This window comes from Enterobacter sp. ECC-019 (assembly GCF_043974075.1).
Taxonomy (GTDB): domain Bacteria; phylum Pseudomonadota; class Gammaproteobacteria; order Enterobacterales; family Enterobacteriaceae; genus Enterobacter; species Enterobacter asburiae_D.
In genome coordinates this window covers 4,259,072-4,272,436 of record NZ_CP143759.1, presented here as the reverse complement: position 1 = coordinate 4,272,436, position 13,365 = coordinate 4,259,072, and the positions used below count along the sequence as shown (strand labels likewise).

Below are 13,365 nucleotides of genomic sequence, written 5' to 3'. Positions count from 1 at the left end.
ATGGATATCGCTTTTCGGCCACTTCGCTTTCCCCTATGCTACTCCAGTTTCACTTAGAAGGTTGCCCTGACATGTCTCAACTCAAAGCGCAGCTGCGCCGCGATGGTTTTACGTTCAAACAATTTTTTGTCGCCCACGATCGCTGTGCCATGAAAGTCGGTACAGACGGTATTTTACTGGGAGCGTGGGCGCCTGTCGCAGGTGTTAAGCGTATTCTTGATATTGGTACTGGCAGCGGGCTGGTGGCGTTGATGCTGGCGCAGCGTACGGAAGAACATGTCACCATTGATGCCGTCGAACTGGATGCGCAGGCTGCAGAGCAGGCGAGTGACAATGTGGCCGAATCTCCCTGGGCAGCCCGAATGATGGTGGAATGCGCAGATGTGCTCGCCTGGGCGTCTGAACAAACCGCGCGTTACGATCTGATCGTCAGCAACCCTCCCTACTACGAGCCCGGCGTTGAGTGCGGGACACCCGAGCGTGAACAGGCGCGTTATACCGGCTCCCTCGATCATAAAGCGCTGCTCACCAGTGCGGCAGAACTCATCTCCGAAGACGGTTTTTTCTGCGTGGTCCTGCCTGAGAGTACCGGCAACACGTTCATCGGTATCGCGCAGGAGATCGGCTGGACATTACGTCTGCGTACCGATATTTCGGATACGGAAGGACGACTGCCGCACCGCGTGCTGCTGGCGCTCTCGCCAAAAGAGGGTGAATGCTTTAATGACCGAATGGTGATCCGTGGGCCAGACCAGCGTTATTCCGAAGATTACACTGCTCTGACCCAGGCGTTTTATCTGTTTATGTAAACCTGCGGGGCGAGTATCGACGGGCCGGACTCAGCAAGCTGATCCGGGTAGTCCAGGGTATAGTGCAGCCCGCGGCTCTCTTTACGCATCATCGCGCAGCGAACGATCAGCTCGGCAACCTGCACCAGATTGCGCAGCTCCAGCAGGTTATTGGATACGCGGAAATTGGCATAGTACTCATCAATTTCCTGTTGCAGCATGGTGATGCGGCGCAAGGCGCGTTCCAGGCGTTTCGTGGTGCGCACAATCCCCACGTAGTCCCACATAAACAACCGTAGCTCATGCCAGTTGTGCTGGATCACGACCAGCTCGTCCGGGTTATCCACCCGGCTTTCATCCCAGGCTGGCAGGTGCTCTGTCTCGCGGGCGTAAGGCATGCGCCTGGTGATGTCTTCCGCTGCTGACCAGCCGTACACCAGACATTCAAGCAGCGAGTTAGAGGCCATACGGTTCGCGCCGTGAAGTCCGGTATAGCTGACCTCACCGATAGCATACAGACCGTCCACATCGGTACGTCCATGATCGTCAACCATCACGCCACCGCAGGTATAGTGGGCCGCTGGCACAATGGGCACCGGATCGCGCGTTAAATCAATGCCAAGATTGAGCAGCTTTTCGTAAATCATCGGGAAATGCTGGCGAATGAACTCAGCTGGCTTATGGCTGATATCAAGATACATGCAGTCCACGCCAAGACGTTTCATTTCATGATCGATGGCGCGGGCAACGATATCGCGCGGGGCCAGTTCACCCCGGGCGTCAAAGTCGGGCATAAAGCGGGAGCCGTCAGGACGCTTCAGATAAGCACCTTCACCGCGCAGGGCTTCCGTCAGCAGGAAGTTGCGCGCCTGGGGGTGAAACAGGGCGGTTGGGTGAAACTGATTAAACTCGAGGTTAGCCACCCGGCAGCCTGCGCGCCAGGCCATAGCGATACCGTCTCCGGAGGCAATGTCCGGGTTCGTGGTGTACTGATACACCTTGGAGGCGCCGCCCGTAGCCAGTACCACAGCCTTCGCCTGGCAGGTCTCCACCTTCTCTTTATTACGGTTCCAGACCCAGGCGCCCACCACGCGACGCGTGCCGGGCAGGCCAATCTTGTCGGAAATGATCAGGTCAACGGCATTACTTCGCTCGAGAACGCGAATATTAGGATGGCTCAGCGCTTTACTGACCAGCGTAGTTTCCACTTCTTTTCCGGTGGCATCCGCTGCGTGCAGGATGCGGCGGTGGCTATGGCCGCCTTCGCGTGTCAGGTGGTAGCTCTCTTCACCGTTGGGTTGAATCTGAGTATCGAATAAGACGCCCTGGTCGATGAGCCACTGAACGCAGTGACGGGCGTTGCTGGCGACAAACTCTGCGGCGTGCGCATCCACGATCCCGGCCCCGGCAATCAGCGTATCATCGACGTGGGACGCAATGCTGTCTGTCTCATCAAACACGGCGGCAATGCCGCCCTGGGCATAAAACGTGGAACCTTCACTTATCGGTCCTTTACTCAGAACGATAACGTTTTGATGCTCGGCCAGGCGCAGCGCCAGAGAGAGACCGGCAGCGCCGCTGCCGATGATCAGTACATCACAATGGAGTTCAGGTGTTGTGTTCATGATTGTTGTTTAATTTACTAAACAGTGTTGGGTCAGAATAGCACTCGAATGCGATTTATCGCACGTTTTTTTTAGAGGCTGTTGCAATGGCTAAACGCGTAAGCGGAGGTAAACGGAGGGTAAATGAGTGAAATTATTTTGCGAAGCAGATCGTTAGCGTCAGATTTTGTGGTGAAATAAAGCCTGTGTTGCGTTACTCTTCTGGCGGGAAAAAGATGTTTCTTGTCAGAAAGTGGTGTGGATCGTGAACAGACTTATAATGAGAGAAAATGAACAGTCTGCGACGCGATGAACAAAAACAAAGGCGTTACGGAACTTATTGAAGATCAGACACTCTAATTCGGTGCTTGCTCAAAGTGCGGTATTTTAGAGTGGCGTTTCGATAACGCGTGGAATTTAGGTTTGGGGAGACATTACCTCGGATGAGCGAGCAGTTAACGGACCAGGTCCTGGTTGAACGGGTCCAGAAGGGAGATCAGAAAGCCTTTAACCTACTGGTGGTGCGCTACCAGCATAAGGTGGCGAGCCTGGTTTCCCGCTATGTACCGTCAGGCGATGTGCCTGATGTTGTGCAAGAGTCTTTTATTAAGGCCTATCGCGCGCTGGATTCTTTCCGGGGAGATAGTGCTTTTTATACCTGGCTGTACCGTATTGCGGTCAATACGGCAAAGAATTATCTGGTCGCTCAGGGCCGTCGTCCGCCTTCAAGTGATGTGGACGCAATCGACGCCGAAAACTTCGAAAGTGGCGGCGCATTGAAAGAAATTTCGAACCCTGAGAACTTAATGTTGTCAGAAGAACTGAGACAAATCGTTTTTCGCACGATCGAGTCGCTCCCGGAAGATTTACGCATGGCAATTACGTTACGGGAGCTGGATGGTCTGAGCTATGAAGAGATAGCCGCTATCATGGATTGTCCGGTCGGCACGGTACGTTCACGAATTTTCCGTGCGCGAGAAGCTATTGATAATAAAGTTCAACCGCTTATCAGGCGTTGACGATAGCGGGATACTGGAAAAGGTATTAGGCATGCAGAAAGAAAAACTTTCCGCTTTAATGGATGGTGAAACGGTGGATAGCGAGCTGCTCAACGAGCTGTCTCATTCACCCGAAATGCAAGAGACCTGGGAGAGTTACCATCTCATCCGTGACACCCTTCGCGGTGACACCGGCGAGGTTCTCCATTTCGATATCTCAGCCCGCGTCATGGCGGCGATTGAGAATGAGCCTGTTCATCAGACCACTCCGCTGATTCCTGAAGCTCAACCTGCGCCTCACCAGTGGCAGAAAATGCCGTTCTGGCAAAAGGTGCGTCCGTGGGCCAGCCAGCTTACCCAAATGGGTGTGGCTGCATGCGTATCGCTTGCAGTTATTGTTGGCGTCCAGCACTATAATACTCAGTCTGAAACTAATCAGCAGCCAGAAGCGCCAGTGTTTAACACACTGCCGATGATGGGCAAAGCCAGCCCGGTAAGCCTGGGCGTACCGGCTGATGCTTCCGCCAGCGGCGGTCAGCAACAGCAGGTTCAGGAGCAGCGCCGTCGCATTAATGCGATGTTGCAGGATTACGAGTTGCAGCGTCGTCTGCACTCTGAACAGCTTCAGTTTGAGCAGGCCCAGACCCAGCAAGCTGCTGTGCAGGTGCCCGGAAACCAAACTTTAGGAACGCAATCGCAGTAATGAAGCAACTTTGGTTCGCCATGTCTCTGATGGCGGGTAGCCTGTTCTTCTCTGCCAACGCCTCGGCTGATGTTTCATCCGGGGCGTTGTTGCAGCAAATGAATCTGGCTAGCCAGTCACTCAATTACGAGTTGGCATTTATCAGCATCAATAAGCAGGGCGTCGAGTCGTTACGCTATCGTCATGCCCGTCTTGATAACCAGCCACTCGCTCAGCTTCTGCAGATGGATGGCCCGCGTCGGGAAGTTGTCCAGCGTGGCAACGAAATCAGCTATTTCGAGCCAGGCCTGGAACCTTTCACGCTGAATGGCGATTATATCGTTGATTCTCTACCGTCACTCATTTACACCGACTTCAAACGGCTTGCTCCTTACTACGATTTTATTTCGGTAGGGCGTACCCGCATCGCGGACAGACTGTGCGAGGTGATTCGCGTTGTTGCCCGGGACGGAACGCGCTACAGCTATATCGTCTGGATTGACGCCGAAACCAAACTCCCCATGCGTGTTGACCTCCTCGACCGTGACGGCGAAACGCTTGAACAGTTCCGGGTTATCTCCTTCAGCGTGAATAATCAGGTTGGTAACAGCATGCAGAACCTGTCTAAGGCCAGCCTGCCGCCGCTGCTTTCTGTTCCTGCCGGGGATTCCGTTAAGTTCAACTGGGTACCTGCCTGGATCCCGCAAGGGTTTAGCGAAGTGTCCAGCAGCCGTCGTCAGCTGCCAACGATTGAAACGCCGGTGGAATCGCGCCTCTATTCTGACGGATTGTTCAGCTTCTCGGTGAATATTAATCGCGCAACGGCAAACAGCGCCGAACAAATGCTGCGTACCGGGCGCCGTACGGTGAGTACAACGGTCCGCGATAACGCAGAGATCACCATTGTGGGAGAACTTCCTCCGCAAACGGCGAAGCGCATCTCCGACAGCATTAAATTCAGGGCCGCACAATGATCAAAGAGTGGGCGACGGTTGTCTCGTGGCAGAACGGCATCGCGCTGGTGAGCTGCGATGTAAAAGCCTCATGTAATAGCTGCGCATCCCGCGCCGGCTGCGGCAGCCGCGTGCTGAATAAGCTCGGGCCGCAAACATCGCACACGATTTCTGTGCCAAGCGAACAGCCGCTGATGGCGGGGCAAAAGGTAGAGCTGGGCATCGCGGAAGGCAGTCTGCTTAGCTCCGCTATGCTGGTGTATCTCTCTCCGCTGGTCGGGCTGTTTATCATGGGCGGCCTGTTTCAGATGCTTTTTGGTACCGATGTGGCCGCCATGTGCGGTGCCGCATTGGGTGGCGTAGGGGGATTCTGGCTTGCCAAAGGTCTCTCTCCGACGCTCGCCGCGCGCGAGGAGTGGCAGCCTGTCATTCTCAGCGTTGGGCTGGCGCCAGACCAGCTTCGTGTTGAAACGCTCTCTTCTGAGGCCCGGTGATCCATCGGGCTTTATCATTTTTTACACCCTAAAACAGAAAACGTCCTTTCTTCACGCAATACCTGTCTCTAAGTGCATTTCCAGGTAGCGAGGATGTAGTGTAGAATGCTGCGTTTTCGCACTGAAAAACGTCAGGCTAAGAACAGCGGCCTCCAGGAATTCGTAAGGCATAATTATTTAACTATATGAAGAACATACGTAACTTTTCGATCATTGCTCACATTGACCACGGTAAGTCGACGCTGTCTGACCGTATTATCCAGATTTGCGGTGGCCTGTCTGATCGTGAAATGGAAGCCCAGGTTCTGGACTCCATGGACCTGGAACGCGAACGCGGTATCACCATTAAAGCGCAGAGCGTTACGCTTGATTACAAAGCGGCTGATGGTGAAACCTATCAACTGAACTTTATCGACACCCCAGGCCACGTTGACTTCTCCTATGAGGTTTCACGCTCGCTCGCGGCCTGTGAAGGTGCGCTGCTGGTGGTGGATGCCGGGCAGGGCGTTGAAGCCCAGACCCTGGCAAACTGCTACACCGCGATGGAAATGGATCTTGAAGTTGTGCCGGTTTTGAACAAGATCGACCTGCCAGCCGCCGATCCTGAGCGCGTAGCGGAAGAGATTGAAGATATTGTCGGCATTGACGCGACCGATGCCGTGCGCTGCTCCGCGAAAACCGGTGTGGGCGTGACCGACGTACTGGAACGCCTGGTACGTGACATTCCGGCCCCGGAAGGCGATCCTGATGCGCCACTGCAGGCGCTGATTATCGACTCCTGGTTCGATAACTATCTGGGTGTTGTCTCACTGGTGCGTATTAAAAACGGCACCATGCGTAAAGGCGACAAAATCAAGGTAATGAGTACCGGACAGGTCTACAACGCCGACCGTCTGGGCATCTTCACGCCAAAACAGGTTGACCGTACCGAGCTGACGTGCGGCGAGGTAGGCTGGCTGGTCTGCGCCATTAAAGACATCCTCGGCGCGCCGGTGGGCGATACCCTGACCGGTGCGCGTAACCCGGCAGATAAAGCGCTGCCAGGCTTTAAAAAGGTGAAACCGCAGGTTTATGCGGGCCTGTTCCCTGTCAGCTCTGACGACTATGAAAACTTCCGCGACGCGCTCGGTAAACTGAGCCTGAACGATGCTTCCCTGTTCTACGAGCCAGAAAGCTCAACGGCGCTGGGCTTCGGCTTCCGCTGTGGCTTCCTCGGTCTGCTGCATATGGAGATCATTCAGGAGCGTCTGGAGCGTGAATACGATCTGGATCTGATCACCACGGCACCGACCGTAGTCTATGAAGTTGAAACCACCTCGAAAGAAGTGATCTACGTCGACAGCCCGTCCAAGCTGCCGCCGCTGAACAACATTCATGAACTGCGTGAGCCTATTGCAGAGTGTCACATGCTGCTGCCGCAGGAATTCCTGGGTAACGTCATTACGCTGTGTATTGAGAAGCGTGGCGTGCAGACCAACATGGTTTACCACGGTAACCAGGTGGCGCTGACCTATGAAATCCCAATGGCGGAAGTGGTTCTCGACTTCTTTGACCGTCTGAAGTCCACCTCCCGTGGCTATGCGTCTCTGGATTACAACTTCAAACGCTTCCAGGCCTCCAACATGGTGCGTGTGGATGTGCTGATCAACGGCGAGCGTGTGGATGCGCTGGCGCTGATCACCCACAACGACAATGCGCCATACCGTGGCCGCGAGCTGGTTGAGAAGATGAAAGAGCTGATCCCGCGTCAGCAGTTCGATATCGCGATTCAGGCGGCCATTGGCAACCACATTATCGCGCGTTCAACCGTGAAACAGCTGCGTAAAAACGTTCTTGCCAAGTGCTATGGCGGTGACGTCAGCCGTAAGAAAAAGCTGCTGCAGAAGCAGAAAGAAGGTAAGAAGCGTATGAAGCAGGTCGGTAACGTCGAGCTGCCGCAGGAAGCATTCCTTGCCATCCTTCATGTTGGTAAAGACGGCAAATAACCCTAAGGAGTTGGCATGGCGAACATGTTTGCCCTGATCCTGGTCATTGCTACCCTGGTGACAGGTCTGCTGTGGTGTCTGGATAAGTTTATCTTCGCCCCAAAACGTCGTGAGCGTCAGGCTGCCGCACAGGCAGCAACTGGCGATGGGATTGACGCGAAAACCCTGAAGAAAGTCGGCCCGAAACCGGGCTGGCTGGAAACGGGCGCCTCGGTATTTCCGGTGCTGGCGATTGTGCTGGTGGTACGTTCGTTTATTTACGAGCCGTTCCAAATCCCATCAGGTTCAATGATGCCAACGCTGCTGATTGGTGATTTTATTCTGGTAGAGAAGTTTGCCTACGGCATTAAAGATCCTATCTACCAGAAAACGCTGATCGAAACCGGTCATCCGAAACGCGGCGACATCGTGGTGTTCAAATATCCGGAAGATCCGCGCCTGGACTACATCAAGCGTGCGGTAGGTCTGCCGGGTGATAAAGTCACTTACGATCCGGTTGCGAAAGAAGTCACCGTTCAGCCGGGCTGCAGCTCCGGTACCGCATGTGAAAACGCGCTGCCAATCACCTACTCAAACGTTGAGCCAAGTGATTTTGTGCAGACCTTCGCCCGTCGTAACGGCGGCGAAGCGACCAGCGGATTCTTCCAGGTACCGAAAGGTGAAACCAAAGAGGACGGCATCCGTCTGGTTGAGCGCAAAGAGACGCTGGGCGATGTGACGCACCGAATCCTCACCGTGCCAATCGCGCAGGATCAGCTGGGAATGTACTATCGCCAGCCGGGCCAGCAGCTGGCGAGCTGGATTGTACCGCCAGGACATTACTTCATGATGGGTGACAACCGCGATAACTCTGCGGACAGCCGTTACTGGGGCTTTGTGCCGGAAGCGAATCTGGTCGGTAAAGCCACCGCCATCTGGATGAGTTTTGAGAAGCAGGAAGGCGAATGGCCGACCGGAGTACGCCTGAATCGTATCGGCGGAATCCATTAATTCTCAATAAATGAACGCGTAGCCGCTTTAATTAGCGGCTACGTGAATTATTTCCACGATAAATCTCTTCGAACTAACGACATCCCCTGTCGTTGTGTATAGAATATTCCCCCGAAGTTTAAGGTTGGCCCTGCAAGGGTGCCACGGCACACGAAACCGCGTTGGTCTTCTCAGGTCGGTTTCGTGTGCTGCATTTTTGACGCATTCATTTATTGGTATCGCATGAACCCCATCGTAATTAATCGGCTTCAACGGAAGCTGGGCTACACTTTTCATCATCAGGAGTTGTTGCAACAGGCATTAACCCACCGCAGTGCCAGCAGCAAACATAATGAGCGTCTCGAGTTTTTAGGCGACTCTATTTTAAGTTTCGTGATTGCGAATGCGCTTTATCACCGTTTCCCGCGGGTGGATGAAGGTGATATGAGCCGCATGCGTGCCACGCTGGTTCGGGGTAATACCCTTGCGGAAATCGCGCGCGAATTTGAGCTGGGCGAATGTCTGCGTCTTGGTCCGGGTGAACTGAAAAGCGGCGGCTTCCGTCGTGAATCTATTCTTGCCGATACGGTCGAAGCATTAATTGGTGGTGTGTTCCTGGACAGCGATATCCAGACCGTAGAAAAGCTGATCCTGAACTGGTATCAGACCCGTCTGGACGAAATCAGTCCGGGCGATAAACAAAAAGATCCGAAAACGCGTCTGCAGGAATATTTGCAGGGTCGTCATCTGCCGCTGCCATCTTATCTGGTGGTACAGGTACGTGGCGAAGCGCACGATCAGGAATTTACCATCCATTGCCAGGTCAGTGGCCTGAGTGAACCGGTGGTGGGCACAGGTTCAAGCCGTCGTAAGGCTGAACAGGCTGCCGCCGAACAGGCGTTAAAAATGCTGGAGCTGGAATGAGCATCGACAAAACCTATTGCGGATTTATTGCCATCGTCGGACGTCCGAACGTTGGCAAATCCACCCTGCTGAATAATCTGCTCGGGCAGAAGATTTCTATCACCTCGCGTAAGGCGCAGACCACGCGTCACCGCATCGTCGGCATCCATACTGAAGGCGCGTATCAGGCGATCTACGTCGATACCCCAGGCCTGCACATGGAAGAGAAGCGTGCCATCAACCGTCTGATGAACAAGGCGGCGAGCAGCTCGATTGGCGACGTAGAGCTGGTGATTTTCGTTGTTGAAGGCACCCGCTGGACGCCGGATGACGAGATGGTGCTGAACAAGCTGCGTGACGGCAAAACGCCGGTCATCCTCGCGGTCAACAAAGTGGATAACGTGCAGGAAAAGGCCGACCTGCTGCCGCATCTGCAGTGGCTCGGTAGCCAGATGAACTTTCTCGACATCGTGCCGCTGTCTGCTGAGACCGGCCTGAACGTTGATACCATCGCGGGCATCGTGCGTAAGCATCTGCCGGAAGCGATTCATCACTTCCCGGAAGACTACATCACCGATCGCTCTCAGCGCTTTATGGCGTCTGAAATCATCCGTGAAAAGCTGATGCGTTTCCTGGGCGCTGAATTGCCGTACTCTGTGACGGTGGAGATCGAGCGTTTCCAGACCAACGAGCGTGGCGGCTACGACATCAACGGCCTGATCCTCGTTGAGCGCGAAGGGCAGAAGAAGATGGTGATCGGCAACAAAGGGGCCAAGATCAAAACCATCGGTATCGAAGCCCGTAAGGACATGATGGAGATGTTCGAAGCGCCGGTTCACCTCGAACTGTGGGTGAAAGTGAAATCTGGCTGGGCCGATGATGAGCGTGCTCTGCGCAGCCTCGGTTACGGCGAAGATCAGTAACTCAAGACGACGAGTATAATGGAAGGTTGGCAGCGTGCCTTCGTTCTCCATAGTCGTCCCTGGAGCGAAACCAGCCTCATGCTGGACGTCTTCACGGAAGAGTCGGGCCGCGTGCGCCTTGTTGCGAAAGGTGCACGTTCCAAACGTTCTAATTTGAAAGGTGCCCTACAGCCTTTCACGCCGCTGCTGGTTCGCTTTGGCGGGCGAGGGGAAGTCAAAACCCTGCGCAGTGCAGAAGCCGTCTCCCTGGCGCTTCCTCTTTCTGGCATCACGCTCTACAGCGGTCTGTATGTCAACGAACTCATCTCACGGGTTCTTGAGCATGAGACTCGCTTCTCTGAACTTTTCTTCGATTATCTGCACTGTATCCAGGCGCTGGCTGGCGCAACCAGCACGCCCGAACCCGCCTTGCGTCGTTTCGAACTGGCGCTGCTGGGCCACCTCGGGTACGGCGTAGACTTTCTGCACTGTGCGGGCAGTGGGGACGAGGTTGAAGACACCATGACCTACCGCTACCGCGAAGAAAAGGGCTTCATTGCCAGTATCGTGATAGACAATAGCACCTTTACCGGGCGCCAGCTCCGGGCGCTGTATGAGCGCGAGTTTCCCGATCAGGACACCCTGCGCGCAGCAAAACGCTTTACCCGGATTGCCCTCAAGCCGTATCTTGGCGGTAAGCCCTTAAAGAGCCGCGAATTATTCAGGCAGTTTGTGCCGAAACGTTAGACCACAGAATCGAAAAGAAAACCGAGGATTGTCATGGCTGAATTACTGTTAGGCGTCAACATCGATCATATCGCCACGCTGCGTAATGCGCGCGGCACGGCGTATCCCGATCCGGTTCAGGCAGCGTTTATCGCTGAACAGGCTGGCGCTGATGGCATTACCGTTCACCTGCGTGAAGACCGTCGCCACATTACCGACCGCGACGTGCGCATTCTGCGTCAGACGCTGGACACCCGTATGAATCTGGAGATGGCGGTCACCGAAGAGATGCTGACCATTGCCTGCGAGACCCAACCGCATTTCTGCTGCCTGGTGCCGGAAAAACGCCAGGAAGTGACCACCGAAGGCGGTCTGGATGTGGCCGGGCAGCTCGACAAAATGCGCGATGCCTGCAAACGTCTGGCGGATGCCGGTATCCTGGTTTCTCTGTTTATCGACGCCGATTTCGCCCAGATTAAAGCGGCGGCCGACGTGGGCGCACCGTATATCGAAATTCACACCGGCTGCTATGCCGATGCCAAAAATGACGCCGAACAGGCCAAAGAGCTGGAGCGTATCGCCAAAGCGGCCACGTATGCCTCAAGCCTGGGCCTGAAGGTTAATGCCGGTCACGGCCTGACTTACCACAACGTGAAGGCCATTGCCGCCCTGCCGGAAATGCACGAGCTGAACATCGGCCACGCCATCATTGGCCGTGCGGTGATGAGTGGTCTGAAAGAGGCGGTCTCAGAGATGAAACGCCTGATGCAGGAAGCGCGTCAGTAATGGCCATTCTGGGCTTAGGCACTGATATCGTTGAAATAGCCCGCATAGAAGCGGTGATCGCCCGTAGCGGCGATCGCCTCGCAAGACGCGTGCTGAGCGATAACGAGTGGGCCATCTGGGAAGCGCATCAGCAACCGGTGCGCTTTCTGGCAAAGCGCTTTGCGGTAAAAGAGGCGGCGGCCAAAGCCTTCGGGACCGGCATTCGTAACGGCCTGGCGTTTAACCAGTTTGAAGTGTTTAACGATGAGCTGGGCAAACCGAGCCTGCGTCTGTGGGGAGAAGCGCAGAAGCTGGCGGAAAAGCTGGGGGTGAATCACATGCACGTGACGATCGCGGATGAACGCCACTATGCCAGCGCGACGGTGATCATCGAAAGTTAAAGCTTGTCCGCGTGGTGCATCAGGACAAACTTATCCCATAGCTGCTCTTCGCTCTCGACGTGGGCCGGATCCTTCAGGATGGTATTCGGGATCGGGCACACTTTCTGACAGGTCGGCGTTTCATAGTGGCCGATGCATTCCGTGCAGCGGTCGCTGTTAATCTCATAAATGCTGTCGCCCATCGAAATCGCCTGGTTTGGGCATTCGGGCTCGCACATATCGCAATTAATGCATTTTTTGGTAATTAACAGCGCCATCAGGAAATTCTCAGAAACAACACAAACTGGGCGGGCATTATACGCGTCAAACCAGTTTCTTTACCAGTTCTTCGCTGTGACGAATGCGTTCGGGCGCGCGCTCGAGATCCTGCTGCACCAGCGCCATAAACAGCAGGTCCGTCAGCATCATTTGCGCGCTGGTGGACGAGATAGCCGCGCTGCGCGTGGCCTGCTCTTCGGCAATGGTATATAAACAGCGCGTGGCCCGCTGCTGCAGGGCATTCGGGGTAAAACCGGTGATCGCCAGAATTTTACCGCCGACGCGCAGGGCTTCATCGGTGGCCATATTGATTTCACGGCGCTCGCCGGAGTAGGAGATAGCCAGCAGCAGATCGTCAGGATCCATCGCCTGTACGGTCGCCAGCAGGGCGTGCATATCCTGCTCGACGATGGCGTTAAGCCCAATTTTCGTCAGCTTCCAGCCAAAGTTACGCGCCACAAGTCCGGACGCGCCGATACCGGTCAGTATGATGCGCCGCGCGCCGCGCAGCATCGCCACGCTCTCCAGCAGCTTCTCTTCCGTATTCACGTCGAGCGTCGCATGCATGGCCGCCACGTTCTCTTTGATCAGCTTTTCGCCGACCAGCCGCATCGGGTCATCGCCGCGGATCTGATTATGCACCGGCATGGACTGCGGATTGGGGTTGCTCACCAGCGCTTCACTGATCGCCAGCTTGAGGGCGGGGAATCCCTTAAAGCCAATCTTCTGCGCAAATTTCACCACGCTGGACTGGCTCACGCCGGCTTCACTCGCCAGTTGCTGCGAGCTGAGATGGCGCGCGCGATCGGGTTGAGAAAGCAGAAAATCCGCCAGCTTCTTGTCGCTTTGGGCAAAGCCTGCGTAGCGCTGGCGAATGCGAATTAAACAGTTCATACGGTCTCCTGGCGAAAATGTGATTATCTGCGCAAATACGAAT

Annotated in this window: 16 protein-coding genes; 13 read left to right on the top strand and 3 right to left on the bottom strand. The window is 55.0% G+C overall.

What is annotated here, in order from left to right:
* The first annotated feature begins 71 nt into the window (after positions 1-71).
* A complete protein-coding gene (locus V1566_RS20155; RefSeq protein WP_395304445.1) occupies positions 72-809 on the top strand; it encodes a tRNA1(Val) (adenine(37)-N6)-methyltransferase in 738 nt (245 codons plus the stop codon).
* Here the strand turns inward: V1566_RS20155 and nadB are convergent.
* Positions 794-2,413 carry an L-aspartate oxidase gene (gene nadB / locus V1566_RS20150; protein WP_395304444.1) on the bottom strand — a complete coding sequence of 540 codons (1,620 nt, stop codon included), beginning with the start codon at positions 2,411-2,413 and terminating at the stop codon, positions 794-796. The genes V1566_RS20155 and nadB overlap by 16 nt on opposite strands.
* A 363-nt stretch (positions 2,414-2,776) precedes the next feature.
* Here nadB and rseD point away from each other — a divergent pair, with 363 nt between their 5' ends.
* The 12 genes from rseD to acpS all read left to right on the top strand — a co-directional run bounded on the left by rseD (position 2,777) and on the right by acpS (position 12,170).
* Entirely contained in the window at positions 2,777-2,839 is a 63-nt protein-coding gene (gene rseD / locus V1566_RS20145; RefSeq protein WP_229255512.1) for a rpoE leader peptide RseD, read from the top strand.
* Positions 2,836-3,411, top strand: a complete 576-nt coding sequence (gene rpoE / locus V1566_RS20140; protein ID WP_006176728.1) for an RNA polymerase sigma factor RpoE — start codon at positions 2,836-2,838, stop codon at positions 3,409-3,411. The genes rseD and rpoE overlap by 4 nt, the downstream gene beginning before the upstream one ends.
* 31 nt (positions 3,412-3,442) lie before the next feature.
* Positions 3,443-4,093: an anti-sigma-E factor RseA gene (gene rseA, locus V1566_RS20135; protein ID WP_008502186.1), complete on the top strand. Its 651-nt coding sequence runs from the start codon at positions 3,443-3,445 to the stop codon at positions 4,091-4,093.
* Positions 4,093-5,046, top strand: coding sequence for a sigma-E factor regulatory protein RseB (gene rseB, locus V1566_RS20130; protein ID WP_395304443.1), 954 nt, complete (start codon positions 4,093-4,095; stop codon positions 5,044-5,046). The genes rseA and rseB overlap by 1 nt, the downstream gene beginning before the upstream one ends.
* Positions 5,043-5,519, top strand: a complete 477-nt coding sequence (rseC, locus tag V1566_RS20125) for a SoxR-reducing system protein RseC (RefSeq protein ID WP_023308850.1) — start codon at positions 5,043-5,045, stop codon at positions 5,517-5,519. The genes rseB and rseC overlap by 4 nt, the downstream gene beginning before the upstream one ends.
* Positions 5,520-5,704: 185 nt before the next feature.
* On the top strand, positions 5,705-7,504 hold the full coding sequence (lepA, locus tag V1566_RS20120) for a translation elongation factor 4 (RefSeq protein ID WP_395304442.1): 1,800 nt from the start codon (positions 5,705-5,707) through the stop codon (positions 7,502-7,504).
* A 15-nt stretch (positions 7,505-7,519) separates the two neighbouring features.
* A complete protein-coding gene (gene lepB, locus V1566_RS20115; protein ID WP_023308848.1) occupies positions 7,520-8,494 on the top strand; it encodes a signal peptidase I in 975 nt (324 codons plus the stop codon).
* Positions 8,495-8,716: 222 nt separating this feature from the next.
* Positions 8,717-9,397 (top strand): ribonuclease III, encoded by a 681-nt coding sequence (gene rnc, locus V1566_RS20110; protein WP_003860711.1) that lies wholly within the window; start codon positions 8,717-8,719, stop codon positions 9,395-9,397.
* Positions 9,394-10,299 carry a GTPase Era gene (gene era / locus V1566_RS20105; RefSeq protein ID WP_042715851.1) on the top strand — a complete coding sequence of 302 codons (906 nt, stop codon included), beginning with the start codon at positions 9,394-9,396 and terminating at the stop codon, positions 10,297-10,299. The genes rnc and era overlap by 4 nt, the downstream gene beginning before the upstream one ends.
* A gap of 18 nt (positions 10,300-10,317) precedes the next feature.
* Complete coding sequence (gene recO, locus V1566_RS20100) at positions 10,318-11,025, top strand: DNA repair protein RecO (protein WP_395304441.1); 708 nt, start codon at positions 10,318-10,320, stop codon at positions 11,023-11,025.
* 33 nt (positions 11,026-11,058) lie between these two features.
* Complete coding sequence (gene pdxJ, locus V1566_RS20095; RefSeq protein ID WP_159514706.1) at positions 11,059-11,790, top strand: pyridoxine 5'-phosphate synthase; 732 nt, start codon at positions 11,059-11,061, stop codon at positions 11,788-11,790.
* Positions 11,790-12,170: a holo-ACP synthase gene (acpS, locus tag V1566_RS20090; protein WP_023294331.1), complete on the top strand. Its 381-nt coding sequence runs from the start codon at positions 11,790-11,792 to the stop codon at positions 12,168-12,170. Before pdxJ ends, acpS begins: the two co-directional genes overlap by 1 nt.
* On the opposite strand, the gene V1566_RS20085 is transcribed toward acpS, so the two are convergent.
* On the bottom strand, positions 12,167-12,427 hold the full coding sequence (locus tag V1566_RS20085) for a YfhL family 4Fe-4S dicluster ferredoxin (protein ID WP_008502177.1): 261 nt from the start codon (positions 12,425-12,427) through the stop codon (positions 12,167-12,169). The two genes, acpS and V1566_RS20085, sit on opposite strands and share 4 nt — an antisense overlap.
* 46 nt (positions 12,428-12,473) lie before the next feature.
* Positions 12,474-13,322 carry a MurR/RpiR family transcriptional regulator gene (locus V1566_RS20080; protein WP_023333056.1) on the bottom strand — a complete coding sequence of 283 codons (849 nt, stop codon included), beginning with the start codon at positions 13,320-13,322 and terminating at the stop codon, positions 12,474-12,476.
* Positions 13,323-13,365 lie beyond the last annotated feature (43 nt).